The 24,287-nt window shown below is 39.8% G+C and carries 29 protein-coding genes; 11 read left to right on the forward strand and 18 right to left on the reverse strand.

The genetic code is table 11. From position 1 onward, the window contains the following. Position 1: 1 nt before the first annotated feature. On the reverse strand, positions 2 to 139 hold the full coding sequence (locus tag RMY00_RS04675) for a hypothetical protein (protein ID WP_322646435.1): 138 nt from the start codon (positions 137 to 139) through the stop codon (positions 2 to 4). Positions 140 to 290: 151 nt separating this feature from the next. Then, positions 291 to 419, reverse strand: a complete 129-nt coding sequence (locus RMY00_RS04680) for a hypothetical protein (RefSeq protein WP_322646436.1) — start codon at positions 417 to 419, stop codon at positions 291 to 293. 81 nt (positions 420 to 500) lie between these two features. On the opposite strand from RMY00_RS04680, the gene RMY00_RS04685 reads away from it, so the two are divergent. After that, positions 501 to 926, forward strand: coding sequence for a universal stress protein (locus RMY00_RS04685; protein WP_322646437.1), 426 nt, complete (start codon positions 501 to 503; stop codon positions 924 to 926). Positions 927 to 1,214: 288 nt separating this feature from the next. Further along, positions 1,215 to 1,595, forward strand: coding sequence for a hypothetical protein (locus RMY00_RS04690; RefSeq protein WP_322646438.1), 381 nt, complete (start codon positions 1,215 to 1,217; stop codon positions 1,593 to 1,595). A 197-nt stretch (positions 1,596 to 1,792) separates the two neighbouring features. Here the strand turns inward: RMY00_RS04690 and RMY00_RS04695 are convergent, their stop codons facing one another. Continuing rightward, the gene (locus tag RMY00_RS04695) at positions 1,793 to 2,029 is read right to left on the reverse strand and encodes a hypothetical protein (RefSeq protein WP_322646439.1); all 237 of its coding nucleotides are present in this window, start codon (positions 2,027 to 2,029) and stop codon (positions 1,793 to 1,795) included. A 907-nt stretch (positions 2,030 to 2,936) separates the two neighbouring features. Between RMY00_RS04695 and RMY00_RS04700 the strand changes: the two genes are divergently transcribed. Continuing rightward, entirely contained in the window at positions 2,937 to 3,317 is a 381-nt protein-coding gene (locus RMY00_RS04700) for a hypothetical protein (RefSeq protein WP_322646438.1), read from the forward strand. Between the two features lie 165 nt (positions 3,318 to 3,482). Here RMY00_RS04700 and RMY00_RS04705 read toward each other — a convergent pair whose 3' ends face one another. Continuing rightward, on the reverse strand, positions 3,483 to 3,668 hold the full coding sequence (locus tag RMY00_RS04705; RefSeq protein WP_322646440.1) for a hypothetical protein: 186 nt from the start codon (positions 3,666 to 3,668) through the stop codon (positions 3,483 to 3,485). A gap of 863 nt (positions 3,669 to 4,531) precedes the next feature. Between RMY00_RS04705 and RMY00_RS04710 the strand changes: the two genes are divergently transcribed. Together RMY00_RS04710 and RMY00_RS04715 are read left to right on the forward strand one after the other, a co-directional pair. Further along, on the forward strand, positions 4,532 to 4,825 hold the full coding sequence (locus RMY00_RS04710) for a hypothetical protein (protein WP_322646441.1): 294 nt from the start codon (positions 4,532 to 4,534) through the stop codon (positions 4,823 to 4,825). Between the two features lie 503 nt (positions 4,826 to 5,328). Then, entirely contained in the window at positions 5,329 to 5,943 is a 615-nt protein-coding gene (locus tag RMY00_RS04715; RefSeq protein WP_322646442.1) for a hypothetical protein, read from the forward strand. A gap of 59 nt (positions 5,944 to 6,002) precedes the next feature. On the opposite strand, the gene RMY00_RS04720 is transcribed toward RMY00_RS04715, so the two are convergent. Beyond that, positions 6,003 to 6,389, reverse strand: a complete 387-nt coding sequence (locus tag RMY00_RS04720; RefSeq protein ID WP_322646443.1) for a hypothetical protein — start codon at positions 6,387 to 6,389, stop codon at positions 6,003 to 6,005. 140 nt (positions 6,390 to 6,529) lie between these two features. Between RMY00_RS04720 and hslO the strand changes: the two genes are divergently transcribed. After that, complete coding sequence (gene hslO, locus RMY00_RS04725) at positions 6,530 to 7,435, forward strand: Hsp33 family molecular chaperone HslO (protein WP_322646444.1); 906 nt, start codon at positions 6,530 to 6,532, stop codon at positions 7,433 to 7,435. A gap of 154 nt (positions 7,436 to 7,589) precedes the next feature. After that, positions 7,590 to 9,665 carry a chromosome segregation ATPase gene (locus RMY00_RS04730; RefSeq protein WP_322646445.1) on the forward strand — a complete coding sequence of 692 codons (2,076 nt, stop codon included), beginning with the start codon at positions 7,590 to 7,592 and terminating at the stop codon, positions 9,663 to 9,665. A gap of 166 nt (positions 9,666 to 9,831) precedes the next feature. Here RMY00_RS04730 and RMY00_RS04735 read toward each other — a convergent pair whose 3' ends face one another. The 11 genes from RMY00_RS04735 to RMY00_RS04785 all read right to left on the reverse strand — a co-directional run bounded on the left by RMY00_RS04735 (position 9,832) and on the right by RMY00_RS04785 (position 20,252). After that, a complete protein-coding gene (locus RMY00_RS04735; RefSeq protein ID WP_322646446.1) occupies positions 9,832 to 10,698 on the reverse strand; it encodes an NAD(P)-dependent oxidoreductase in 867 nt (288 codons plus the stop codon). 351 nt (positions 10,699 to 11,049) lie between these two features. Continuing rightward, on the reverse strand, positions 11,050 to 12,234 hold the full coding sequence (locus RMY00_RS04740; RefSeq protein WP_322646447.1) for a class I SAM-dependent methyltransferase: 1,185 nt from the start codon (positions 12,232 to 12,234) through the stop codon (positions 11,050 to 11,052). A 653-nt stretch (positions 12,235 to 12,887) separates the two neighbouring features. Further along, complete coding sequence (locus RMY00_RS04745) at positions 12,888 to 13,088, reverse strand: transposase (protein ID WP_322646448.1); 201 nt, start codon at positions 13,086 to 13,088, stop codon at positions 12,888 to 12,890. 139 nt (positions 13,089 to 13,227) lie between these two features. After that, the gene (locus RMY00_RS04750; protein ID WP_322646449.1) at positions 13,228 to 13,500 is read right to left on the reverse strand and encodes a helix-turn-helix domain-containing protein; all 273 of its coding nucleotides are present in this window, start codon (positions 13,498 to 13,500) and stop codon (positions 13,228 to 13,230) included. A gap of 108 nt (positions 13,501 to 13,608) precedes the next feature. Further along, positions 13,609 to 13,998 (reverse strand): VOC family protein, encoded by a 390-nt coding sequence (locus RMY00_RS04755; RefSeq protein WP_322646450.1) that lies wholly within the window; start codon positions 13,996 to 13,998, stop codon positions 13,609 to 13,611. An 82-nt stretch (positions 13,999 to 14,080) separates the two neighbouring features. Beyond that, positions 14,081 to 14,617, reverse strand: coding sequence for a GAF domain-containing protein (locus RMY00_RS04760; protein WP_322646451.1), 537 nt, complete (start codon positions 14,615 to 14,617; stop codon positions 14,081 to 14,083). Positions 14,618 to 15,236: 619 nt separating this feature from the next. After that, on the reverse strand, positions 15,237 to 15,377 hold the full coding sequence (locus RMY00_RS04765) for a hypothetical protein (protein WP_322646452.1): 141 nt from the start codon (positions 15,375 to 15,377) through the stop codon (positions 15,237 to 15,239). A 615-nt stretch (positions 15,378 to 15,992) separates the two neighbouring features. Beyond that, on the reverse strand, positions 15,993 to 16,553 hold the full coding sequence (locus RMY00_RS04770) for a Uma2 family endonuclease (RefSeq protein WP_322646453.1): 561 nt from the start codon (positions 16,551 to 16,553) through the stop codon (positions 15,993 to 15,995). A gap of 128 nt (positions 16,554 to 16,681) precedes the next feature. Beyond that, on the reverse strand, positions 16,682 to 18,424 hold the full coding sequence (locus RMY00_RS04775) for a C-terminal helicase domain-containing protein (protein ID WP_322646454.1): 1,743 nt from the start codon (positions 18,422 to 18,424) through the stop codon (positions 16,682 to 16,684). Beyond that, positions 18,405 to 18,866: a hypothetical protein gene (locus RMY00_RS04780; protein ID WP_322646455.1), complete on the reverse strand. Its 462-nt coding sequence runs from the start codon at positions 18,864 to 18,866 to the stop codon at positions 18,405 to 18,407. Before RMY00_RS04780 ends, RMY00_RS04775 begins: the two co-directional genes overlap by 20 nt. Positions 18,867 to 19,067: 201 nt before the next feature. Beyond that, the gene (locus tag RMY00_RS04785) at positions 19,068 to 20,252 is read right to left on the reverse strand and encodes an NAD(P)H-quinone oxidoreductase subunit H (RefSeq protein WP_322646456.1); all 1,185 of its coding nucleotides are present in this window, start codon (positions 20,250 to 20,252) and stop codon (positions 19,068 to 19,070) included. Between the two features lie 415 nt (positions 20,253 to 20,667). Between RMY00_RS04785 and rsmH the strand changes: the two genes are divergently transcribed. From rsmH to RMY00_RS04800, 3 genes are all read left to right on the forward strand, one after another. Then, positions 20,668 to 21,588 carry a 16S rRNA (cytosine(1402)-N(4))-methyltransferase RsmH gene (rsmH, locus tag RMY00_RS04790; RefSeq protein ID WP_322646457.1) on the forward strand — a complete coding sequence of 307 codons (921 nt, stop codon included), beginning with the start codon at positions 20,668 to 20,670 and terminating at the stop codon, positions 21,586 to 21,588. A 74-nt stretch (positions 21,589 to 21,662) separates the two neighbouring features. Next, positions 21,663 to 22,325 (forward strand): MotA/TolQ/ExbB proton channel family protein, encoded by a 663-nt coding sequence (locus RMY00_RS04795; protein ID WP_322646458.1) that lies wholly within the window; start codon positions 21,663 to 21,665, stop codon positions 22,323 to 22,325. Between the two features lie 158 nt (positions 22,326 to 22,483). Beyond that, positions 22,484 to 22,690: a glycogen debranching protein gene (locus RMY00_RS04800; RefSeq protein ID WP_322646459.1), complete on the forward strand. Its 207-nt coding sequence runs from the start codon at positions 22,484 to 22,486 to the stop codon at positions 22,688 to 22,690. Positions 22,691 to 22,962: 272 nt separating this feature from the next. Here the strand turns inward: RMY00_RS04800 and RMY00_RS04805 are convergent, their stop codons facing one another. After that, positions 22,963 to 23,127 (reverse strand): hypothetical protein, encoded by a 165-nt coding sequence (locus RMY00_RS04805; protein WP_322646460.1) that lies wholly within the window; start codon positions 23,125 to 23,127, stop codon positions 22,963 to 22,965. A gap of 170 nt (positions 23,128 to 23,297) precedes the next feature. On the opposite strand from RMY00_RS04805, the gene RMY00_RS04810 reads away from it, so the two are divergent. Continuing rightward, positions 23,298 to 23,855: a methylmalonic aciduria and homocystinuria type D protein gene (locus tag RMY00_RS04810; protein WP_322646461.1), complete on the forward strand. Its 558-nt coding sequence runs from the start codon at positions 23,298 to 23,300 to the stop codon at positions 23,853 to 23,855. A 165-nt stretch (positions 23,856 to 24,020) separates the two neighbouring features. On the opposite strand, the gene RMY00_RS04815 is transcribed toward RMY00_RS04810, so the two are convergent. Next, complete coding sequence (locus RMY00_RS04815) at positions 24,021 to 24,239, reverse strand: hypothetical protein (protein WP_322646462.1); 219 nt, start codon at positions 24,237 to 24,239, stop codon at positions 24,021 to 24,023. Positions 24,240 to 24,287: the final 48 nt, after the last annotated feature.

Raw genomic sequence — 24,287 nt, forward strand, 5'->3', positions numbered from 1 at the left:
TCTAGTTAAAAAACATTCCATCGTAAGGTGGCAAAGTTGTCACAGATGTCAACTTAACGTAAAAGTCATGTCCTGCAAGGAACTGAAGTTCCTTGCTGATAGCAAAAGTCATCTGAAAGATGACTAAAGATATACTCAAAAATCTTTAGTCTACTTCAGTAGACTTTAGCTATTAGTCTTGAACTTTAGTTCAAGGCGGGTAAGGAAGCCAACAGTGAACAGTTCACTGATTTAACTGCGGTAAGCTACGCTAACGCGCGCCATTTGCTATCCCGATCTTCAGCTAACCTTTAAACATTCACAAGTCGGGCATTGCCGACAGTAGTTTCTGAGAGACGAAAACCGTCTCTAGACCAGTTACTATAATGCACCGCCATGAAACTGGCATACAGCACAGCCTTAAATATAATAATTGGCAAATAAAAATTGGTTTAGTGTCGTTGCCGACGAATTTTGCTAGATACTTATGTAAGGGGTCTACTCATTAGGAGGCGAGAGCGGTGCTAAATAGTGTTTTGGTAGCTCTGGACGGTTCGGAAATTTCAGAACGAGTAATTGAGACTTTAGATAATTTGGCGTTGTCAAAAGATGCCAAAGTTATTCTCTGTCATGTATTCCTTACGCCAGAGTCAGAAATGGAACTACCCGCTGATCGCCCTCAGCTAGAGTCACCAACATTTTCTTATTTTCAGATTGAAAAACAACTGCAAGCCTATCAGGAAAAGTTATCAGTCACCAGTGAGTTAGAACTGGTAACTGGTGATCCTGCCGAAGAGATTATTCGCCTTGCCAATATTTACAAAACTGACTTGATTATAATTGGCAGCCGGGGATTGATGGGGATGAAGCGAATTGTCCAGGGTTCTGTTAGCAGTCAAGTTGTGGAAGAGGCTAATTGTTCTGTGTTAGTCGTCAAACAAAGCTAAAAATTTGCAACAGGAAGCAATAATTCAATCCCGTAAAGATGTCAAATGGGTTCTATATTGGTCGTATATCAGTTAGCATAGAGTTAAGCTAATCGTCATTCATTTTTCCAAAATGATTTGCTTGTAGTAATGTCCTCAGTCCTACCTTCATGCAACTTAAATGTCAATTAGCTTATAAGCACTTGGTTTGCTTACTTTAACAAAGTTAGCAAAACATGTAAGATACGTATCCGATCAATAAATCGGGGCGAACTATCAGTTCAGGAACGAGTTTACGCCATTTGAACCTTGTCACTGAGCGATTTACCCTGGATTATTGAGCGGCTACCAAGATCCCACGAACTTAAATACGTTGTTTATTATTTAGGGGTAGACATTATGAAGGAAGCTTTTGGAGAAGGTTTTCTGTTCACGCAACTTACTTCTGAGGAGTCAGCTAATTTTTCCGGCGGTCGGAATATTGCTCGTCGTATTGTTGCTAATGTTCGAAGGGAGGCTGCAAAACTTCGCAAACAAGTTGTCACCGTAAATTTATCAAAATCGGCTAGTGTAAGTAAAACTCTGAATATCGGTAGCATTAAAGGCGTAGGCAGCATTGGTGGTATTAGTGGTCAGAGTAGCAATAATACCAACGATGATCAAAACGGCAACATTGGACTTGCTGAATGAAGGGATAAATCGATTTATGTAGGTACAACTTTTTAACCGCTTTCTGAGTAATATAAAGCATCAAAAAAACTGTCTTCATAATAATATGAAGACAGCTTTACAATTTTTGCCAGTATAGCTTAAGTCGATATTTCATATCCTTAAGCTACACTTATGCAAAGATTTTTAGTTTGGAAAATGAATGACAATTTGGTTTTCTATCGGCGAGTACGACGACCAACGTTTTGTTTTTGGGTAAAATTGGTAGCACTACCTGTTCCATTCGTACCACCAATATTACCAACGCCAGCAGCAGCACCAACATTAATAGAGTAATCATCAGAAGAGTTACCAACAACATTGCCAGAGCCAATGTTTATAATGAAAAATTTAATCCCACCAGAGAAATTGGCTTCTTCGTTGGCGGTTAATGTAGTGAACAATGTGCTTTCCATAATCTTAGTTATCGCTTGATTGTGGTGATTAAAGTTACGTCACTCCAAAGTAATAGGTATAAACCTATAAAGAGTATATTTAGTAACTTGTTTGTGCCGTTAGAAGTATTATACGGCTCTTGCTAAATAGGTCAAGCAATTATTTTTTTAATAAAGAAAAAATATCTTCCACCTGTTTCTCTTCGGCAAAGATATTACATAGTTAGCATTTATACAAATTTAATTAAAAATAAGTTTTATTTGCCAAAAAATCACAGGTGTCAATATATATTGATATAAATATGGCGATCTCAAAGCTTAATTTTGTTTATCAAAAAACGTATAAATGAGGCTAATTACGTGTTAATACTGATAAAGTAACGAAACATACCAGAATTAAAGATATAGTCAAGCAAATCAAACAATATTTTTTATACTAATTTGTACTTAAATAAATTTCTCAAACTCAAAACTGGAATTCTGCATTTTTGAATAAGTATTTTTATGCAAAAAATGTTTTTTGCAATTATTTAATACAACCAAAACTCGAAGATGTATAATTTATACTAATATAAAAAATGTTTAGTCTTGCATAATTATTTATTAATTGGAAAAAAGCTTTATTAGGTAGATTATACAAATTTTTTGCAAATAAATGAAGAAAGCGTAAAAGTTTAGAGGAAAATTATAAAAATTTGGTATTTCTATTAAAAATGCGCTGTGGAGGTTTCCACAATCTTCTTCGCTATGTTGTGTAACAACTTGCTATTTCATTTCACACTCCAGTAACCAATAACATTGTGAGAAAACCCAAAAAAATAGCAGGGTTTTATCCCTGCATAAAGTTAGCAAAACATGTAAGATACGTATCCGATCAATAAATCGGGACGAACTATCAGTTCAGGAACGAGTTTACGCCATTTGAACCTTGTCACTGAGCGATTTACCCTGGATTATTGAGCGGCTACCAAGATCCCACGAACTTAAATACGTTGTTTATTATTTAGGGGTAGACATTATGAAGGAAGCTTTTGGAGAAGGTTTTCTGTTCACGCAACTTACTTCTGAGGAGTCAGCTAATTTTTCCGGCGGTCGGAATATTGCTCGTCGTATTGTTGCTAATGTTCGAAGGGAGGCTGCAAAACTTCGCAAACAAGTTGTCACCGTAAATTTATCAAAATCGGCTAGTGTAAGTAAAACTCTGAATATCGGTAGCATTAAAGGCGTAGGCAGCATTGGTGGTATTAGTGGTCAGAGTAGCAATAATACCAACGATGATCAAAACGGCAACATTGGACTTGCTGAATGAAGGGATAAATCGATTTATGTAGGTACAACTTTTTAACCGCTTTCTGAGTAATATAAAGCATCAAAAAAACTGTCTTCATAATAATATGAAGACAGCTTTACAATTTTTGCCAGTATAGCTTAAGTCGATATTTCATATCCTTAAGCTACACTTATGCAAAGATTTTTAGTAGCCACGACGACCAACGTTTTTCTTTTGGCTAAAATCCTTAGCCTTACCTGTTCCATCCTCACCAGCAATATTACCAACGCCAGCAGCAGCACCAATATTAATAGAATAATCATCACCAAAACCACCAGAGATGGTAGCTTCTTCGTTGGTGCTTAATACGGTAAACAATGTGCTTTCCATAATTTTAGTTCTCACTTGATTGTTGGGATTAAATTCTGACCACTCCAAAGTACTAGATATAAATAAACTGTATAGCTGGTAACTTTTTCGTGCCCATGTAGATATACTACTACTCTTCCTAAATAGGTCAAGCAACTAATTGTTAAAGAAATGTGTGTTACACATCTTAAATACGTATATTAGACAGCTACTATTTATACAAATTTAATTAAAAATAAGTTTGAATTTATCAAAAAATTGTAGACGTAAATATATATTGATATAAGTATAACGATTTAAAAAATAGTTTTATCAAAAAATGTATAAATTAAACTTATTAAGTATTAATGCTGATAAATTAACAAAAAACCCTAGATTTATAGATATAATCAAGCAAAATAAGCAATTTTTTATACAAGTTTTACTTGGATTACTTTATAAAACTCCAAACTGTAATTCTGATTTTGAAATAAGTATTTTTATATATAAAATGTAGTTTTTTGAATTAGTTTATACACTATTAAACTTAAGATATATAATTTATATTGATAGGAAAACTGCTAAGTTCACTTAATTATTAATTAGTTTGAGAAAAGCTTTATTCTGCTAATACAAGTGTTTTGAAAGTAAATAAAGAAAAGATAAAATTTCAGATAAAATTATAAAGATTTAATATTGTACTAAAATGGGCTAAGTGCTATATAAAATCTAGCTATATATAAACTTGATATTTACATACTCAATACATATAAGCAAGGCACTTATCAGTAATAAAAGCAAAAGCGATCGCTTTTACCCTAGAGGGCGAAAACGCCAAGTTATGGGAGTTTTCCAAAAAAGCTTATTTAAAGATAAGACGGCAATATCCGGCAGAATCAGTTACTGTGATCGCAAATTGCTGCACAACTCAAAGCCCTACTGAGTCCAACGCAATGGGACAGGCGATCGCATCTATGAACCAATATCAGCAGATGGGAAATATGGGTGCGATCGCTATTGTGCAAATTAAGGAAACAGAACAAGCTTTCAAAGCTGCTGTTGCGAGACTAGAAGGGGCTAAGACGGTACTAAATCGTGGCGATGCTAATGTGGCGATCGGCCAGGAACGCACCAAAAATTTTTCTCTAGTCCGCGCAGGCAAAACAACCTGCAATAGGGCTTTGTCTACCCTTGTTTAATGTGAGTTCGACGACTCATGTAAACGGCTTAATTAGTTTCAATAACCTACTATATCCCGCACTTCATTTTATAATACAATAATACTACGGTTTTTGGGCTAATAGTAGTTGAATTGCGATATCTACGATAGTCACTGAGCAGTTCGGCAAGCTCACTGTGCCACTTGCCGAACTGCGGGCTACACCTACGCTAAAAGCCAATACGCTTGGGTTAGCGCCAAAAACCTTGAAATGTGTAGGTTAGGTTGAGGAACGTAGACCCAAAGGGGCTTCCCGCAGGGTAACCCAACATTTTCGGGGCTTTATTGGGTTGCGCTTTGCTTAACCCAACCTACAATTTTCCTTAAATGAACCGTATTGCGCTAAAAGCCTAGTAGATAGCAGTGCTAATACTTAATTAAATAAGTGGTTTTTTGTAATATTTATTGAAGTATTAAGGTATGACATTTTGAAGCACAAAATGTGGGATATAAAATAGGAGGATAAATTTGGCTTAGGTTTTTATGAGTTCCCGCCGCATTCTCCAAGTTGGTGAATCTTATACTTTCAGCCGATATTTTGAATTGCCTTTCACAATTGATGATATTCTCGCCGAATTAAATTGCACTATTGAAAGGAAAAATCTAACATTACCTGAATCATCAAAAATTTTAGACATCCAATTTTTACAACAGCAACTTCGCCGTAATTTATCTCATATTGATTTAGTTAATGAAACTACTAGACGGGAAGCTTTAATTGGGCCAATTTTGTTTGAAGTATGTGCTTTAACTAATCAGAGACTCAATATAGAATATTCTATTGCTGTCAACAATTATCTGAAAGGAACTCTCGACTACTATATTGCAGCACCTCAAAATTTATTAGTAATCGAAGCTAAACAATCAGATTTAGTACGAGGATTTACTCAACTTGCTATTGAATTAATAGCACTTGATCAATGGACTAAATCCACATCTGAACTTCTATATGGAGCAGTTACGACTGGTGAAGACTGGCGTTTTGGAGTTTACCATCGTGCAAATCGTCAGGTGATTCAAGACCAGAAACGTTATCAAGTTCCAGAAGATTTGTCTATGCTGGTAAAAATTATTGTAGGTATTATTTCTAGTTCATAAACTGGGGACTGGGGACGCGGAGAATAACCAATGCCCAATCCCCTATCCCTTTACTTAAATCAACGTCCTTGAGTTGCCAAAAACTGACGCAAGCTCAACAAACTCAAAGTTTGACCCAAATTCAAGGGCAAAAGTGAAACTCCTTCCAAGCGGGACTGTACCCAACCTTCTCCCCAGTACCATTCGTGGAACCCGTCAATGCCTCCGCTAAGTACCAAGCGCAGACAGTTGGATTTGACAACATCTACTTGATGATGAATCGCAACTGGCCCAGTCCAGGTTGTAAACTGGAATCCGGGAAGAAGTTCTTCTGGCATTCCTGGGGCAAAGCGTTGCCCTAAGAGCCATTTTTCTAGTTGCACCGGATGCAGCAGACTGTCACGAATTGCCTCTGTTGATGCTTCGATTTCGATCCGCAGTTGGCTTTGTTGAAAATTACCCAGCATTTTTATAGGATTACCTAAAGATGAGACATAGCTACTTCTAATATTGCAAATACAATCACTGATTATTGCAGCGTCACTTTTCTAGCAGCAGAGAACTTAGAATAGAAAAAGTGAACTTGTTAAGAAATGTAAGGTTATTCATGGCGGATCAGTTAATTCGTGCAACAGCAGCCGAAGGTGGAATTCGTGCGGTAGGTGTGATCACCACACGTTTAACAGAAGAAGCACGGGGACGCCACAAGCTTTCCTATGTGGCAACGGCAGCACTGGGTCGGACTATGGCAGCAGGCTTGTTAATGGCTTCTAGTATGAAGCGAGCTGGGTCAAGGGTCAATGTCCGGGTGAAGGGCGATGGGCCTTTGGGTGGCATATTGGTAGATGCAGGCTTAGATGGTACGGTACGCGGATATGTAGGGAATCCATCGGTGGAATTGCCTCCCAATGCCAAAGGAAAGCTAGATGTTGGTGGTGCTGTGGGTGGTGGCTACCTCTACGTTGTCCGGGATATTGGTTACGGTTATCCATACTCCAGTACTGTTGAACTAGTTTCTGGGGAAATTGGCGATGATGTGGCTCATTATCTGGTAAATTCTGAACAAACACCTTCAGCTTTAGTTTTAGGTGTGTTTGTGGGAGCAAGTGGAGTAACTGCGGCTGGAGGATTACTGATACAAGTATTGCCCAAAGCTGCTAGAGACGAAGCTTTAGTAGAAACGTTAGAATCACGGGTTGCTGGTCTAGCAGGATTTACGCCATTGTTGCAAGCTGGGAAGACATTACCTGAAATCTTTAACGACTTGTTAGGAGACATGGGGCTGGTAATCTTTCCCGAACGGCAAATGCTGCGCTTCCACTGTGGTTGTTCTTTTGATCGCGTTTTGGGGGCACTAAAGATTTTGGGAGAAGCTGAACTGCAAGATATGATTGTTAAAGACAATGGTGCTGAAGCAACTTGCGAATTTTGCGGCAACATTTATCAAGCAAGTAGCGATCAGTTGGCTCAACTAATTGCCGATTTGCAAGCTGAATCTACTGTTTTAGGATAACGTATAAAATAGCACTGATTTTTTAGATTGAAAATGATATTCTGTGGAGAGAGATATTCAAAAAAGTAGCTTTTTAATGATGAGAAAGTTACTATGTCAACAATGGAATTATCAACCTAAAACAGAGCGCTATTCAATTATTTTGGTGTGAGAGATGACAGAGCGGGATATTCCAGACAGTTGGTCTTCAGCCAGTGGAAGAGAGCCAGATCAAAACAAAAGATTATCCCGAACAGAACAATTCGGTGAAACTCAGCCATTTGATTCCCCAGCTACTGGTTCTAACTCCAAGTCAGTGAAGCGGCGAAAAAAAAACCATACGAAAGGATTACCTATAAATAGTAATTCAAAAGAAACTGCCCAACTCAGTAGTACCGGGAAATGGCCACGCTGGATGAAAAGCTGGACATTGTGGCTGGTACTAATAATGTTGATTCCCGGCAGTGTAGGATTCTTGGCAATGGCAATGCTGCTAAAGTTGCCAGCTGCCCCTAATTGCCCGTCGATTTTCTGGCCGCTAGCTAGTGCTTCGGTGCGGCTACACTGCGCTCAGTTGGCGGCTTCTAAACAGACAGTAAACGACCTTTTACAAGCGATCGCTCTGGTGAAGCAACTACCGCAAAATCACCCGTTGCATGGAGAAATTGATCGTTTTATCGAAGAATGGTCACGCGATATTTTGAAGCTAGCTGATGAAAGTTTCCAAACAGGTAATTTAGAGGAAGCGATCGCAACTGCTCGGAAGATACCCGAAGACTTACCCGCTTACAAATTGGTTAATGAGCAAGTTGACAAATGGCAAACAATTTGGTCAAAGGCAGAAGCCACATACAACGGTGCGATCGCTGAAGTTAAGGAACGGAACTGGCAATCGGCATTTATGTTATCCGCCAAAATGCTGCGCGTAGACAATCAATACTGGGCGGGTACTAAATATGACCAATTGAATCGTTTAATTGCCACAGCACGAGAAGATGGCGATAAGTTAGGAAAAGCCGAAAGTTTAGCAAACAGCAAAGTTGTTGATAATTTATTAGAAGCTATTAAGTTAGCCGAGTCCATTGGGCAAGAAAGTTACATTTACCAAAAAGCTCAGGAAGCGATTCCGGTATTTGGACGCAAAATGCTGGAATTGGCACAGGAAAAACTAGACAAGCGAGATGCGGATGCAGCACTAGATATTGCTAGACAAATTCCAGAGATTGCCAAACTACAGGGCGAAACAGATGACTTTATCGCCATAGCTGACGCGAAAAGAAGTGCTTGGATAGGTAATATTTCTGGTTTAGAGGCTGCGATCGCCCAAGCACAACAAATTGATCCTTCCAGACCAGTGTATAACGAAGCACAGCAACTTATTGCTCGCTGGCAATTGGAAATTGAAGATGTTGCCAATCTAGAAAAAGCGAGAACATTGGCTAGCCAGGGAACAGTACCTAATTTAACAGCAGCGATCGCTCAAGTGCAGCTGATTCCTGCAAGTAATCCCCGCGCCACAGAAGCTAGGCAAGAAATTGGTCGCTGGCGTGCCCAAGTGGAGACAATTGAAGACCAACCTTATTTAGAACGCGCCGAACAGATAGCAATATTTGATGATATTAACTCCTTGCAAGCTGCGATCGCCCAGGCCAGCGAAATTCGCAGAGGTCGTGCATTATATCCAGAAGCACAGAAAAAAATTCGCACTTGGGTAGCAAAGATTCAGCGAATTCAAGACCAACCCTATTTGGATCAAGCACAAGAACTGGCTCAGAGTGGAAATCTTACCGCCGCAATTAGTGCAGCTCAACAAATTGCCTCGTCGGGAAGGGCGCTTTCTGGGGAAGCACAAGCTGCGATAAATGGCTGGGAAGGAGAAATCCGCACCAGAGAAAACTGGAAAAAAGCGCAGGAAGTGGGCGCAGCTGGCACGCCAGAAGCATTGGTTGAGGCAATGAGGCTGGCAGATCGGGTTTCAAACAATAGCATCTTGCGTATGGATGCGAATCAGGCTATTGACCTGTGGAGTCAGCAATTGTTAGAAATAGCACGCTCTCAAGGTCAGTCTGATATTGCTAGAGGCATTGACATTGCCAAATCGATTCCACGCGGTAGTGCTGCTTATAGTGCGGCGCAAGAGCAAATTAGGGCTTGGCAAGATTTTCTTAATCCTCAACCAGAACCTCAGTCTCAGCCTCAGCCTCAGCCTGAATCTCTACCATTTCCTCAATCAACTACTAATGGGCAGTAATATCCTTATTAACAATTCAGTTAAAACCTTTTGATTCAGCATTTTCAAAAATCATATCAGGGATGCTGGGGTGTAGGGTGATTTCTTCAATGTGTCTCAAATCACAATATTTTTCAAATAGGGTAGCACAGCTAACTGTGCTACCCTACGAAAATTTATTCCTCGCTCACTCTCCCCATTCTTTTATTACAGAAAATAGTGATGAGTAATCATCATCAGCAAATGACATTTTCACGGCTGTTTGCAAGATTTGCCGAACACCTTTAATACTGCTGAGATCCAAACTTCGAGATTTTGCTTCTGAGATAAATAATTCTGTATCTTTGAGCAAATGTTTTGTGGGGAAATTCGGATCAGCATAATTGCCATTCAACATCTGTTGTAGCTTTTTGTCAAAGGTAGATGCGTAAAATGGACTGTCACGCAATATTTGCATAAACACATCCACATCGACACCCTGACGCTGGACAAAAGCCAGACTCAAAGCAAAGCTAGTTGTCAAGGAAGCTATTAGTTGATTGAGTGCCAATTTGAGCGCCGCAGCAGATCCCACTGGCCCAATAAGTAAAGGTTCTGTCCCAAAATTTTGGAGTAACTTTAAGTGGTATTGATATTGTTCTGGCTCGGCCCCTACCATAACACTTAACTCGCCAGCTTTTGCTTCTGGGATACTCCCTAATACAGGTGCTTCTAAATACTCACCGCCACCACCAACAACTGCATCCCTAATTTCTTGGCTTTCTGTAGGAGTAATTGTTCCCATTTGAATGATTGTGCGCCCTTCCAGAGTTTGCCAAGCAGTGTCTGAAAGCAACACATTATAAATGGCCGGGGCATTAGTCAGCATGAGGATTATGCACTCAGCAGCACGAATGGCGTGGCGAGGATGTGTAACAATTTCAGCCCCAGCTGCTTGTAGTGGTGCTAATTTTTCTGGGGTACGATTGTAGGCAACTAGCTGTATATCTGCGGCTAATAACCTTTGAGCCATTGGTAGTCCCATCAGTCCAGTTCCCAGAAATGCCACCTTCATTTTTTACGTTCCTTTGGTACAGCGTAGGCGTAGCCTGTTGTAGACATCGCGTTTCCATCGTTTGATTTTAATATCAGTTATCAGTGAACAGTTATCTTTAAATACTGATAGCTATTCACTGATTAGTGACTAACGTCTCTGGTAATTAACCACCAGCCGCAAAAGTCATCATAATTATCACTGAAAGTAAAATACCTGGAGTAAGTAAGGTTACTAGCATTAACAGATCATGAGTGGACATAATTATTACTTTGGTATTGTGTTTAGGTTTACAGTAATCACTGTTATGCTAGTCTAAATAAGACTGATACTGCATTCTTAAATAGAGTTTTAACTTTTCTTTCTTTACGTTTACTCTGGCAGGGTCAATCCTTTTAATGGTTGAGAAATTTCTGTATTGTCCAGACCTTTGCTCTGAATTAAGACTCCAAAGCCGCCCAGCCCTGTGGGATCTATAAGTTGGTGTAGTGAGTCCCGGCGTTGTAGTAACTGTGAGAGAGGTAGCTGCTGATAAGAGAGGGCTGCAATCCGATCGCCCAACCCCAACGCCATCAAAAATAATCCCTGCTGGATAAAACCAATATTCTTTAAATTGTACTTCTGGCCCCAGCGCTCCAAAGCTGTAAAGTCAACATGGGCTGTAATATCTTGTCGCCCAATATTAATATAAGGATTGTCATGGAAACGATGCTGGTAATAACACTGTAGCGTTCCTTGCGATCGCCTGGGATTATAGTAACGACTGGCGGGGTAGCCATAATCAATTGTTAACACATAACCGCGCTGCAAGCGGTCTGCTACTATACTCAACCAGTCAAGAATAGCTAAATTAATTTCACTACGGTAGCCATCTTGATATGCATGGGTAAAATTGATTCCTACTAAGTCTAAATATTCAGCTAGTTGGGGCGTTGAAGGTTCTCCTGTGACTTCTACAAATGATGGGCATGGGGCATTGGTTTCTTTCTCATTCTTATCTGTTGTCACATAAATTTCTCGGAGTTCACCCGTTTCTAGAATGAATTGATGGACGGGGAAAGCATCTACTAATTCATTAGAAAAAAAGCAGCCTGCGATCGCATTTGGTGGTATATCCTCTAAATTGCACCAACGTACCGGGAAATCTTGCAAGCGTTGCTGCTGTTCTTGTCTTAAAGTTGGGGACTTTTCAACAATGATGTACTCCAGCGCCGCAAAAAAATCTGGGTAGTGCAGTTGATGATATTTAAGGATATGCAAAGCTAGCAATCCTTGACCTGCTCCCATTTCTACCAGAGAAAAGGGTACAGGTTTTCCTAAAATTTCCCACATTTGGAAAAATTGTTCGCCTAGTAACTCGCCAAAGTCAGGACAGAGGTTAGGAGAGGTGAAAAAATCACTATCTTTAAAACCTATTTTGACTGCATCGCTGGAATAGTAGCCGTATTCAGGATGGTATAACGCCATGTCCATGAATTCGGCGAAAGTAATTCGCTGCTGGGGAGTAGTGGTAATGTAATTAGCGATCGCTGCACACAATGCTGGATTTGAATCCATAAAATTTGATAGTGGGGTGTACAGAAAATAAATGAATTATGAATGATGCAAAACAAAATTCATAATTCATAATTTCCTTAAGGTCTACAAACCCCATAATATAGACCACTGTGCTATGAGCGTTGAGCATTTATTGACAGACAAAACTTGGGAAGTTTGCAGTTCCATCCGATTGCTACAAAATGGTTCAGCACTCATGCCTCAAATCCTTATTTTGTCAATACATCTTTCAAAGCAGAAATCGACGGTGCAAAGAAGTAGCCGCCACCAGTAGTAATCACCCAGTCTTCAGGTGCGGTCAGTTCTTTAGTTTGAGGTTTATTTTGGTCATCCTCAAGGTGGATAAAGAACTTGCGTGTGCGATCGCCACCTGGTTTGTTATTATCACTTTGACCAATAATTGGATCGGGGCCAAGAGTTAATTTACCTTCAAATTCATGGCCGGTAGCAGCCTCCTCACTGAACTTTGAATTGTTAACCCAGAACTAAGTACAGCCCACCATAAAAAAGGGTCGGAAATTATGCCGCTTTCGCATCTAGGATTTTAGTAGTATTGTCGGAATTAACAATTTCACACTTGGCAAGAATTTTTGTAGTTGATTTTTGACTCCAATTAAAAGGGTGGGCGATAACATTCCACTCATGAATAAATGCTAACAACGTTGTGAAAGCGCTTGTTTATCAGCAAAATCTGCAATTGTGAGACGTTTACGTTGGAGAATACTAAACCATTGTTCAACCTGGTTCATCCAGGAACAGTGGACAGGCGGATGATGGAAGATAAAACGTGGATTTTTGAGTAACCAAGCTTGCACTTTCTTACCCTTATGTACACTCAAATTATCCAATACCAAATGAATTGTTGTAATCGATGGTGGAACACCGTAGATGCGGAAATACTACCAACTATTGTTGCTGTTATTACTTGACGCGCTAACTCTGTACAGTCCCACTGCGATAATGAGCGCTCCATCATATCGGGTCGCTCACAAGCTATTTTAACCAGATACAATGCGACTTGAGGGGGAAAAAACTTTCTTGTCGTCCCGGTCGTTTGCCATCGTATAATCCTTCGATACCTTGCTCTACAAATCGTCTTGCCCACTTTCTGATATGACGTTCTCCCATTCCAACATACTCACTGGTTTTACAAAAAGTTTCCCCTGATGCCAACATTAATATTGCACGGGCGCGTTTTGCTAAACCCACAGGAGTTGTTGACTTACGCAGCCAACTGTTTAGTACGTCTTGTTGCTCACCAGTCATTTGAACCTGGATACTTGAGATACGGAGAAAGCATGTCCGATTTTTTTTGTGCAACCCTACAGAGGATATCTTCCTCTATTTCCGACCCTTTTTTCCGGTGACTTGTACTTAGGCACTCACCAACGACACCAGCACACCATTGGGATCGCGGACACGAGCAATAGTTTGTCCCCCAGGCTGAGTTTTAGGAGCATCTAGTGTTTTTGCGCCTGCTCCGATCGCTCTCATGTAAGCGCTGCCAACATCAGGAGTAATAAATGATATTTGGATTAATGCTGGTGGTTGTGTAACGTCGTTGGGATGGCAGCCACCAGGAAATAACTTCTGTGCTTCGCTACTTGAAGAGAAAGCTAGTGTGGTGTTTCCGGTTTCGATTTCTGCCCAGATAGATTGTCCTTTATCCACGAGAGTGCGACGAACTAGACCAAAGGCTTTTTCGTAAAACTCAACGGTTTTAACTACATCGTCTACCCAAATGACCGTGTAACCAAATTTCACAGTTTTTTCTCCTTAACTAGAAAAATCAGTGCTGGCGAGGATTTCTGCTACTTTACTGTAGGCGATTTGAATACACAGTGACTTAACTCTCCAGAATATTATGATCTGTTGCTAGAGTTTGTGCCCCTGTTTTCATCATTTCTATATCTGATGGCGACCAATAATGAGGCCCTTGACAGTGATGTGCTACTAGCAATCCCCATAATCCTTTAGGTGTGACAATTGGTGCAACTAGGTTGGCGCGAACCTGCAAATTTCGAAGAAAATCTCGGTGACAAGGCTGGATTGGCTCTAATTCAATATCAGCGATCGCTCTTACACGTCCTGCTAAATATAAAGCAGCATACTCATTGTTAAAACAATCATCTGGGCCAGTGGAACCAAGTATTGAGAATTCTTGAGAACTCAAAGATTCAAAAGTCACCTGCCCTTGCCACTGACTGTAAAAATAATACAATACCACCCGATTAACCTGAAGCGATTCTCTGAGTTGATTGGTTGTTTGCCGAACTAACTCATCGCGCTGCATTGTTTTAACAAGGCGAACGAGCAAATTTTGCAAACCTTGTTCACGGCGATCGCGGCTATGGTTATATTCCGAGTGAGGATGAATTTGCACGGTTCTAAAATTACGACTAAGTAAATGCTGTCGGATTTATATAGTAATTTATTAGACCTTGTTTAAATACATTCTTGTATTTATAGCAGCAATTCGATTTTAACGAAACACAATACTAGTTAGCTTATTCAGTGAATTTAAAAGAAATTATTAAGAAATTCATTTTTTAATTCTACTAGAGAAAATCCAATATTATAAATTTAAAATTAAGAATGTTGTAATTTTACAAATAATATGTTTAGTTTTTTTATAACTTGAGGCAATAAATATACTTTAAACTGTAATGTAGCAAGTCAGTTTGTATTCATAGTTACAGATATTTGTCATATTGTTAGTATTTCTTGTCCCCATCCTCTGCACTGACTTTTCAGGTTATCTGGAAAACCTCACTTTTATTTCTTTCTTTAAGGCTACGGTGTACATACAAGTCTGAAATAGCTGATTAACCAAGGTTTTACCCCACCCTAACCCTCCCCTTATAAAGGGGAGGAAACTAGATTTCTTTTTCCCCCCTTAGAAAGGGGGGATTAAGGGGGGTAATTCGACTTAATGTGTACGCTGACCGTAGCCTAAAAGGAGAAAGACTTTGAATTTTCCCCTTAGAGTGTCGGCAAGGGGGTTAGGGGGTTAGGTTTTCGTGATGACCTGAATTGTCAGAACCTCTCTCTGCATGGGAACGACAGACTAATTCTGAGTTTCCAAACATTGGGGCAAAGTTACGGAAAGCTTCTAATGCTGCTTCTTTAACGGTTATATTCACAATCGGAAATGTTGTGAGGATGTAGCTGATTACTTTATCAAAATGCCTAATTGCTTTAGAAAAATGCCCGTTTACTTTCTCAAAATACTGAAATGCTTTCTCAAAAGTAGCTCTGACTTACTCAAAAGAAGCTTTTGCTTTCTCATTTTGGTGTTTTCCGTAAGTAAAACAAGCTTTGACTTACTCAAAAGAAGCTTTTGCTTTCTCATTTTGGTGTTTTCCGCAAGCAAAACAAGCTTTGACTTACTCAAACCCCAGTTTGCTTTCTAATTTAGGTGTTTTCCGTAAGGTGTAGGTTGGGTTGAGTAACGTAGACCTAACATTATCAAAGCTTTGTTGGGTTTTGCAAAGCCTCAACCCAACCTACTAGCCTGGCAAGCTTAATTTATTGGATTGAGTAATTCTGTTAATGATTGAATTTTGGTTTTTGTAATTTTTTGAAATCCAACATTTTAAGCATGTCACTCTACTACTATAGGGCTTCTGAGTTGAGTGCAATACAGACCTAACCCAATTTGGGGAACAAGGTGATGAGGTGAACGAGCTAAATTGAGGGTTTGAAACTCACGGTGGTAAGTCTTGCTTGTGTAGATGCGGTTTATAAGCGTCTTTTAATTATTTAACTTTTAACCAACTAAATATATCTGCTGGCGTAATTTGCCAATCTGTTAATACATCAAGAACAGTCAATTTATCATTATTATATTTTACTTCTGGCAATTTATTAGGTTGAAATACCATCACCGATTTATCGTTAGAGTCAATAAACCAACCTAATTTTGTACCATGATTAATGCAGAAAAGAATTTTATCAATTACCCGGTTAGGAAATTGATCAGGTGATAAAATTTCAATTATCCAATCTGGATAAGTTTGAAACTTATTAGCAATTTCCCCATCTTCATCAACAATCAGCCGTGACCATTCAAATACAGCAATATCTGGAACTAAAGAACGTCCTCCAAATGTGCAGCGTAATTCAGTTAATGCTAAAGCTTTTTGCTCAGGTTCGCTTTCCTGATTAATCTCGGTTGATAAACGAGTTTGGATTCTGCTATGTTTTCCCTGCGGCATTGGTTTTTGGTAGATTTTTGCATCAATATATTCACTAGCTGGTTTAGTTTCTGGTAATTGCAGAAACTCTGTTAAAGAAAGATTAGATGATAATATAACCATAAAAATTACTCCTAAAATAGTTAAATTATATCTTTAAATATAACAAAGACGCGATGAATAGCCATCTCTAAAAAGGGCTAATTATTGTAAAGATAGAGATTTATCACGTCTATTGCCTTAATTAAAAATTACGAATTAGAAAATAATCCCAAAGAACAAATAATTTGAGGTTCTCGCTTCTCCAGTTCTTCTGTGACAATACACAAACGGTCATCCATTCGTAACGCTACAACTAACTCAGCCAACTGCTGATTATTAATACCGCTTCTGAGTTGGCGGTTGAGAGTATCAATGGCTGACTGTCGCAAAGGATAACGATAAATCTCATCAATTGCTTTTAAAAGTTCTTCGCTAACAAATAGTGTTCCTTTCATTTCTTGAACATAACTTTTCAGCCGTTCATAAGTGCGGAACCTTGCACCTGATGGTCGTCCTAATTGACCCCCGGCATTTTTCTCTTCTTCAGCAATCAATTCAGCACCCTTGTTTACTAATTCGTGATGTTGTTTATCTCTTGGTATGGCTGGGGTAGATTCTTCACACGCCGCTACCTGAAGCACTGCTAATTGTGATTGAGTAACGCTATTTCCATCGCGGTCAACATAAATTAAAGAATCATTCCCTTCTGTGGTTTTCATATAAAGCAATACTCCCTTTGGTTGCACAGGTTGCGGAGTATGGGCGCGGGTAGAATAAACTACATTTTCCATTTCTTCAATCGTCTTTTTCAAACCCGGATTACCATCGGTGGCTTTTTTCCAAATTTGAAATGCTTCTAATGTCAAATCAACTTCTGTATCTTCTTCACCATCTAAAACTCCAGATTTCTCGTTGTAGAGGTCGAGAATTACTCGTGCATCATCATCTTCAAAAAAAGCTTCATCGGTTCCCACTACTTCAGCATTTTCTTGCAGTCGTTTGCGGAGTCGTCCCCGCAAATTAATAATCCGTTCTACTCCCTCGGCTGGTAAAAAAGAATAACAAAGAATTTTATCAGCATTTTGGCCAATGCGGTCTACTCTTCCCGCACGCTGAATTAAGCGAATAATCGCCCAAGGTAAATCCCAATTGACGATAATTGCACAATCTTGCAAATTATGACCTTCACTCAAAACATCGGTAGCGATTAAAATCCGCAACTCATCTGATGATGAAATTTGCTCACGTTTTCCATTACTCATAGGGCTAAATCTTCCCGTCATTACTGTCGGGTCTTTAGATTGACCTGTTACCCCAGCTACATGAGTAATTTGACTCAACCGCAAATTGTCTGCAAGGTAGCGGACTGTATCAGCAAATTGTGTGAAAATTAGTACTTTATCTTTGGGGTGAATTTCTGTTAATAGTTTGATTAAAGCAGCAAGTTTCTCATCTTTTTGAGGATTCCACTCACCACACTGTTGCAGTATATTAATTAATGCTTTGGCATCTTCTAATAAATCCCGTTTCAGTTTTTTAATATCAACAAAAAGTGTAGACCGCAGCCACTTAAATCTCCGTTGATAGCGAGTTTTATATTCTTGATAAATTGATTCTGCTCTTTGACGAAAAAGTTTTTCTGTTTTAAATGCCTTTTCATCATCGGTAGAAAAAGAAGTTAATTCTTTTTCTCTCTCCCCTTGCAGCAAAGTAGTAAAATCATCTTCTTCGGTTTCTGTATCAAACAAAGCTGCTGCCACAGAATCGGCATCTTCATCATTATTATTTGTATCTAACAATTCAGCTTCTTGAGTTCCAATAGGGATATCAAGCCCCTGCTCTAAAGCATATAAATAAATGAAATTCCGTAAAATGTGGCGTTCAATTGATTGGATAAAAGCAACACCACTACTTTCTAAACGTTTAAATAAATTAGTCCGAGAAAAGGTCATGACGATGCACAAGATATAACTTAGCGTGCAGAGAATGACGCAGAAACAGTTTAATAATTACCTTCTGACTTTTTAGCTGATGACTTAACCGCCGCAATCCCGCTTCATCCTGATTAGTCGGCGCACCGATAGTCAACTGCTGGCGAAATTCCGCCGCCATACGTTTTTTAAACCGCACAATGCTACTATTGTCAATCCTTCCATCGCCACTAACAAGACTAAATGCTGCATGAACTTCATCAATGGGTAAGCTTTGCATCCCAATTAGCAAACGACAACAAGCATTTTCACCACCAACATACTGTTCAATCAAATCATCAATTCTTCGCCAACCTCTGAGGTTGAAGTAGCCAACGCAAAAGTCTGCGCGATAAGATACTTTGAGAGTTTCTCGTAAAATTGGTAGCAGTTGTAAATCAATGTTGTCAAAAATACGGGGCATTATTTAAGGCTCTATAAATATTTCGTATTTATGTTATATGAGTAAAAAATATTTATAGCCAGATTAGAGACGCGATAAATCGCCGTCTGTACAATAATCAGTCCTTTGCAGAGACGGTAATTTATCACGTCTTCAAAAATTATAAAAAAAAGAGCAGTTGCATAATACAACTGCTCTAAAAAATATTGAGATAGATATTTACTACCTATCTACAGATCCCATGATTATGTCAACACTACCGAGAATGACTACGATATCTGCAACCTTCATTCCGCGCAGTAAATGTGGGACAATCTGGAGGTTGTTGAAATCTGCTGCACGAATCTTCCAACGTGCAGGGAAGACGTTATCATCGCCAACTAAATAAATTCCCAATTCACCTTTGCCACTTTCTACACGGGCGTAGATTTCACCCTTGGGCATCTTGAAAGTTGGAGAAACTTTTTTGCCTATGAATTGATAATCAAATGCGTCCCACTCGGATTTTTTACCTGCGGCTAAACGCTTGGCTTCCAAATTTTCGTAAGGGCCGCCAGGAAGTCCTTTAATTGCTTGGCGAATAATCTTCACAGATTCGCGCATTTCCCGCATCCGCACCACGTAACGGGCAAAGCAATCACCGGCAGTTTCCCACTGCACATCCCAGTCGAAATCGTCGTAACATTCGTAATGGTCAACTTTCCGTAAATCCCATTGCACGCCAGATGCGCGTAACATGGGGCCAGAAAGTCCCCAGTTAATTGCTTCTTCACGAGTGATAGTACCAAGACCCTCAACACGTCGCCGGAAGATGGGGTTATCGGTTACTAAGCGTTCGTACTCATCAATTTTGGGTAATAAGTAGTCACAAAATTCCAGACACTTATCTACCCAACCGTAAGGTAAATCGGCTGCTACTCCACCAACGCGGAAGTAGTTGTTATTCACCATTCGATAACCTGTGGCAGCTTCCCACAAATCATAAATCATTTCCCGTTCTCGGAACTGGTAAAAGAAGGGAGTTTGTGCGCCTACGTCAGCGAGGAAGGGGCCAAACCACAGCAAGTGGTTAGCGATGCGGTTCAACTCCAGCATGATGACGCGGATGTAGCTAGCGCGTTTGGGGACAGCGACGCCTGCAAGCTTTTCTGGGGCGTTGACAGTAACGGCTTCGTTGAACATTCCCGCCGCGTAGTCCCACCGACTAACGTAAGGGACGTACATTACATTAGTACGGTTCTCGGCGATTTTTTCCATTCCTCGGTGCAAATAGCCGATAACTGGTTCACAGTCAACGACATCCTCGCCATCCAGAGTCATGATTAGCCGCAGAACCCCGTGCATTGAGGGGTGGTGTGGCCCCATGTTTAGCACCATTGGTTCAGTGCGGGTTTCTAGTCTGGTCATAGATTTCGTGTTCTCCGTTCGTGAAAATTTTGAATTGAACCGCCTAGATGCCAACCACAGCCGATTTATCTAGTCTGCCAAAATGAGGTTTGTAGGGGCAATCTATATAATTTTGACTCTACAGGGTTATGTTGGAGAGAGGATAGCAGCGAAGGTGTTGTAATTGATGTTTCATTTCGTTGCACCTCTTCAATTATTATAGGGAAGCTTGATATGCAAGGGATTTAGGCACAGGTTTTTTTTTCATCTAATATCTTTTTGCATTTAAAATCCTGATGTTGGTGATTGGGAATAAGTACTAAACAGGACTTAAATCGAACCACGGAAAACGCAGAGGACACGGAGAAATAAGAGTTTAAGAGGTTTTTGGTGTAAGTCTTACCAAATAGAAACAAAAATAAAATTAAATTTAAAAATGAAATCAGATTTACAAACACCGCTAGATTTAGAAGAACTGGCTTTTTCTCACATTCCCGTTTTGGGACGGGAGGTAATTGAGGGTTTGGCGGTGCGTCCAGGTGGACATTATTTAGATGTAACGGTAGGTGGTGGTGGTCACAGTCGCCTAATCTTAGAAGCTGCGGCGGATGTGCGGGTAACAGCAGTTGACCAAGATGAAGATGCTTTAGCAGCTGCACAAAAGAATTTAGCTGAATATAGCGTTAGCGAAGCTCCTCCGAAGGAGGCTCGCATACAATTTATTCATAGCAATTTTGCTGACTACGAGTTTCCCCCTAACACTTTCGATGGTATTTTAGCCGATTTGGGGGTAAGTTCTTACCATTTAGATCAAGCAGAACGAGGTTTTAGCTTTCGCCAAGCTGCAAATTTGGATATGCGAATGGATCGGGGGCGATCGCTAACTGCTGCTGATGTGATTAATAATTGGGATGAGGCAGCATTAGCTGATATTTTCTTTAAGTACGGTGAGGAGAGATTATCGCGGCGCATTGCTCGTCGTATTGTAGAACGGCGACCGTTGCACACGACTACAGAATTAGCTGATGCGATCGCTTCTTCAGTTCCCCCTAAATACCGTTATGGCAGAATTCACCCCGCTACCCGTGTTTTTCAAGCTCTGCGAATTGTCGTCAACGATGAGTTAAAATCTCTAGAAACCTTTTTGGATAAAGCACCAAATGCCCTTGTCCCTGGTGGCAGAATTGCGATTATCAGTTTTCATAGTTTAGAAGACCGTCCGGTGAAGCATGGTTTAAGAAATTCACCTTTGTTAAAAGTCTTGACAAAAAAACCAATTATTGCCCAAGAAGAGGAAATTGCGAAAAATCCGCGATCGCGATCGGCCAAACTGAGGATAGCTGAAAAATTGCTGTAACTACAATGCAGCCTTAAACTGCTCCATCTCAACGATCTGTTAATCTAGCGTTGTTGGTGAGTTAAAAATAATAAATGGAAATTAGTAATCTGTTTACAGCAGGTGGCATAGTCATGTGGCCTCTGCTTGCGTTCTCTTTGTTAGGAGTGGCGCTGATTATCGAACGGATCATCTTTTGGGTAAAGATAAATAATCGGCAAAACAAGGTAGTGCGAGAGGTGCTACAGCTTTATCGCCTTGATAATGTAGTTGGTGCTTTAGATAAATTGCAGAAAAATACTGATTTACCCATTGCTCGGATTTTTTTAGCAGCTTTAGAATTGGAGGAGGCGACACCAGAAGACTTTCGTTTGGCATTAGAAAGTGAAGCCCAAGCCGAAATCCCCTTACTCAAGCGTTCCCAAAATATTTTTGAGACAATTATTGGTCTTGCGCCCCTGTTGGGACTTCTCGGTACTGTTTTAGGATTAATTAACTCCTTTGCCTCTCTAAATATCGGAGATGTGGGAGGTAGTAAAACAACAGGTGTAACAGCTGGAATTAGTGAAGCTTTAGTATCTACTGCATCAGGGTTGGTAGTGGCAATCTTTACACTTTTATTTGCCAATACCTTCCGGGGACTCTACCAGCGACAAATTGCCTGGATTCAAGAATATGGTGGACAGTTAGAATTACTCTACCGCCGTCGCTACGAAAGAGGAGATAACGATTTAAAATTCAAAGTAAATCCAAAATAGTTAGACCAAGACACTTGGCCACTTGGCGATCGCTCAGTCAAGCCGCGCTCATGCCAAAGTTCAAAATCGGCAATCTAAAATCCAAAATTGATTGGCTTTAATAGTATTCTAAAATGACGAATAGCTTTTTTCGCTACAGTTTTCGAGGAAATAATTCCATGACTATTTGGGTAAATGAGCAAATTGATCCGTCTGGGATGATTCATGCCTGTATTGCCACTTGTAACGAATCTCAAGCCAAAGATTGTCATGATTCATTTCAGAATAATTTGACCAAGACGCAAAAGGAAGCTGGTTGGGTAGCGCGATTGCGGACAGTGGATTCTTGGGATGAAGTGCCGGTGAATTCTTTAAAACTTAATTAATTGGGTGCTATGGAAAGTATGCTAACGCGCTTACATATTGCACTATTTTCCGTGTAGACCGTCATTAGTCATTAGTCATTTGTGTTTACCAAGGACAAAGGACAATTGACAAAGGACAACCTCACCAGTTAATGTGCAATGTTTATTTGATACTGAATAGCTTCAGCATCTCCAAAGAGACACAATTAAGTTTGTTTTTTCTGCTTGCCTTTGGCGAAACTCCGATACGCTTTGCTTCACCAGACGCCTGTTTAATCCAGGTTTGCTGACGGCTAGACCATTTTGGTTTTGGCTGCAAATCGTCTGAGGTAGAGGTCATTTTTGGGGATTTTGATCGAAGAGATTTCACGAGCGTAGGCGTAGCCTGCTGTAGGCATCGCTTGTCTACCACAAGCTGCACCTATGCCAATACTGATAGCGATCGCAACAAATCCCATGAGAACAGGTTAATAAAGGATAAAATTAGGATTAAAATTATTAAATTATCAGTAATTACTTCCAAAAAAAGTAGCATATTATAGGAAACTGATGATTTTTATGAACTTTTAAGAGCTATCATCTATACCGGAGATTAAATTAAAAAACTTGCCAAAATCGAATCAATTTAGTGAACTATCCCAAGGTTTACACTTCGGAGCAAAGCTGTCCTATTAATTTAGTTGGCGAAACGGGACAAGCAGTTCAAATTTCAATTCATGCTCCCAGTCAATATATCTGTGCCAACTGCGAACGGATATTACCAGATTGGAAACGGCAGCCATTTTTACGAGTAGTGATTGTCTTACAGCAATCTCGTTATCAACTAGTCGAAAAGACAGCAGAAGTAGAGACAGAGAAAGAATGCTTACGAGAAAAGTTTATGAGATTTGGCTGCGATTTGGCATTTAATCTGCGTGATCGCGGCTATTTAACAGACCTAATCGACCCTCGTACAGGCTATCCTTTACTGTCTCATCCTGGAGCAATTCCCCATGATGACACAGCAGTTGTCAAGGCTTTGCTCAACTATCCAGTGATTAAAAATAAATGCCGTTTGCTAGTGCATCCCGAATGGGGTGCAGCAGTTTATCCTAGCATCTTGATATCAGAAGCTCCCCCAGTTGTGATCGAATGGGTTACAAAAGGCGTAGCAGCTATGCATGGGTGGAAAGAAATTGATTATTAATTGGGCATTGGTTAGCAAGACCAATATTTTACAGTGGCTGAGTTAAGCGTAATGTATCAAAAGATAATAATTAATAAAATCAGGTGCAATCATGCCAGATGGTAGGATACGACAACCTTCATCTGATTCAGTCGCTTGGCTTGAGGAAAATACAAGCGGTTAAATTCATAAATTTGAGATAATGCGAACTTTTTTATCAAGCATAATTTGTTTTAGATGCTGATAGAGACTATCATCATGAGTTAGAAAACCTTGTTTGATTTTCGTGTTGACAATTAAATATCTTGGTTCTTTTTCTGAAGGTGAGGCATAGAATTTTAACAATGCCCAATCAGGTTCTTGACCATTCCATAGATATGAGAAATCCTCTAAATTTGTATTCATGTCAATACCTATTTTTTTAAAACTTTTTTTTATTACTTTTTGTCTAGA

The sequence above is a fragment of the Nostoc sp. ChiVER01 genome, assembly GCF_034531155.1.
Taxonomy (GTDB): Bacteria; Cyanobacteriota; Cyanobacteriia; order Cyanobacteriales; family Nostocaceae; genus Nostoc.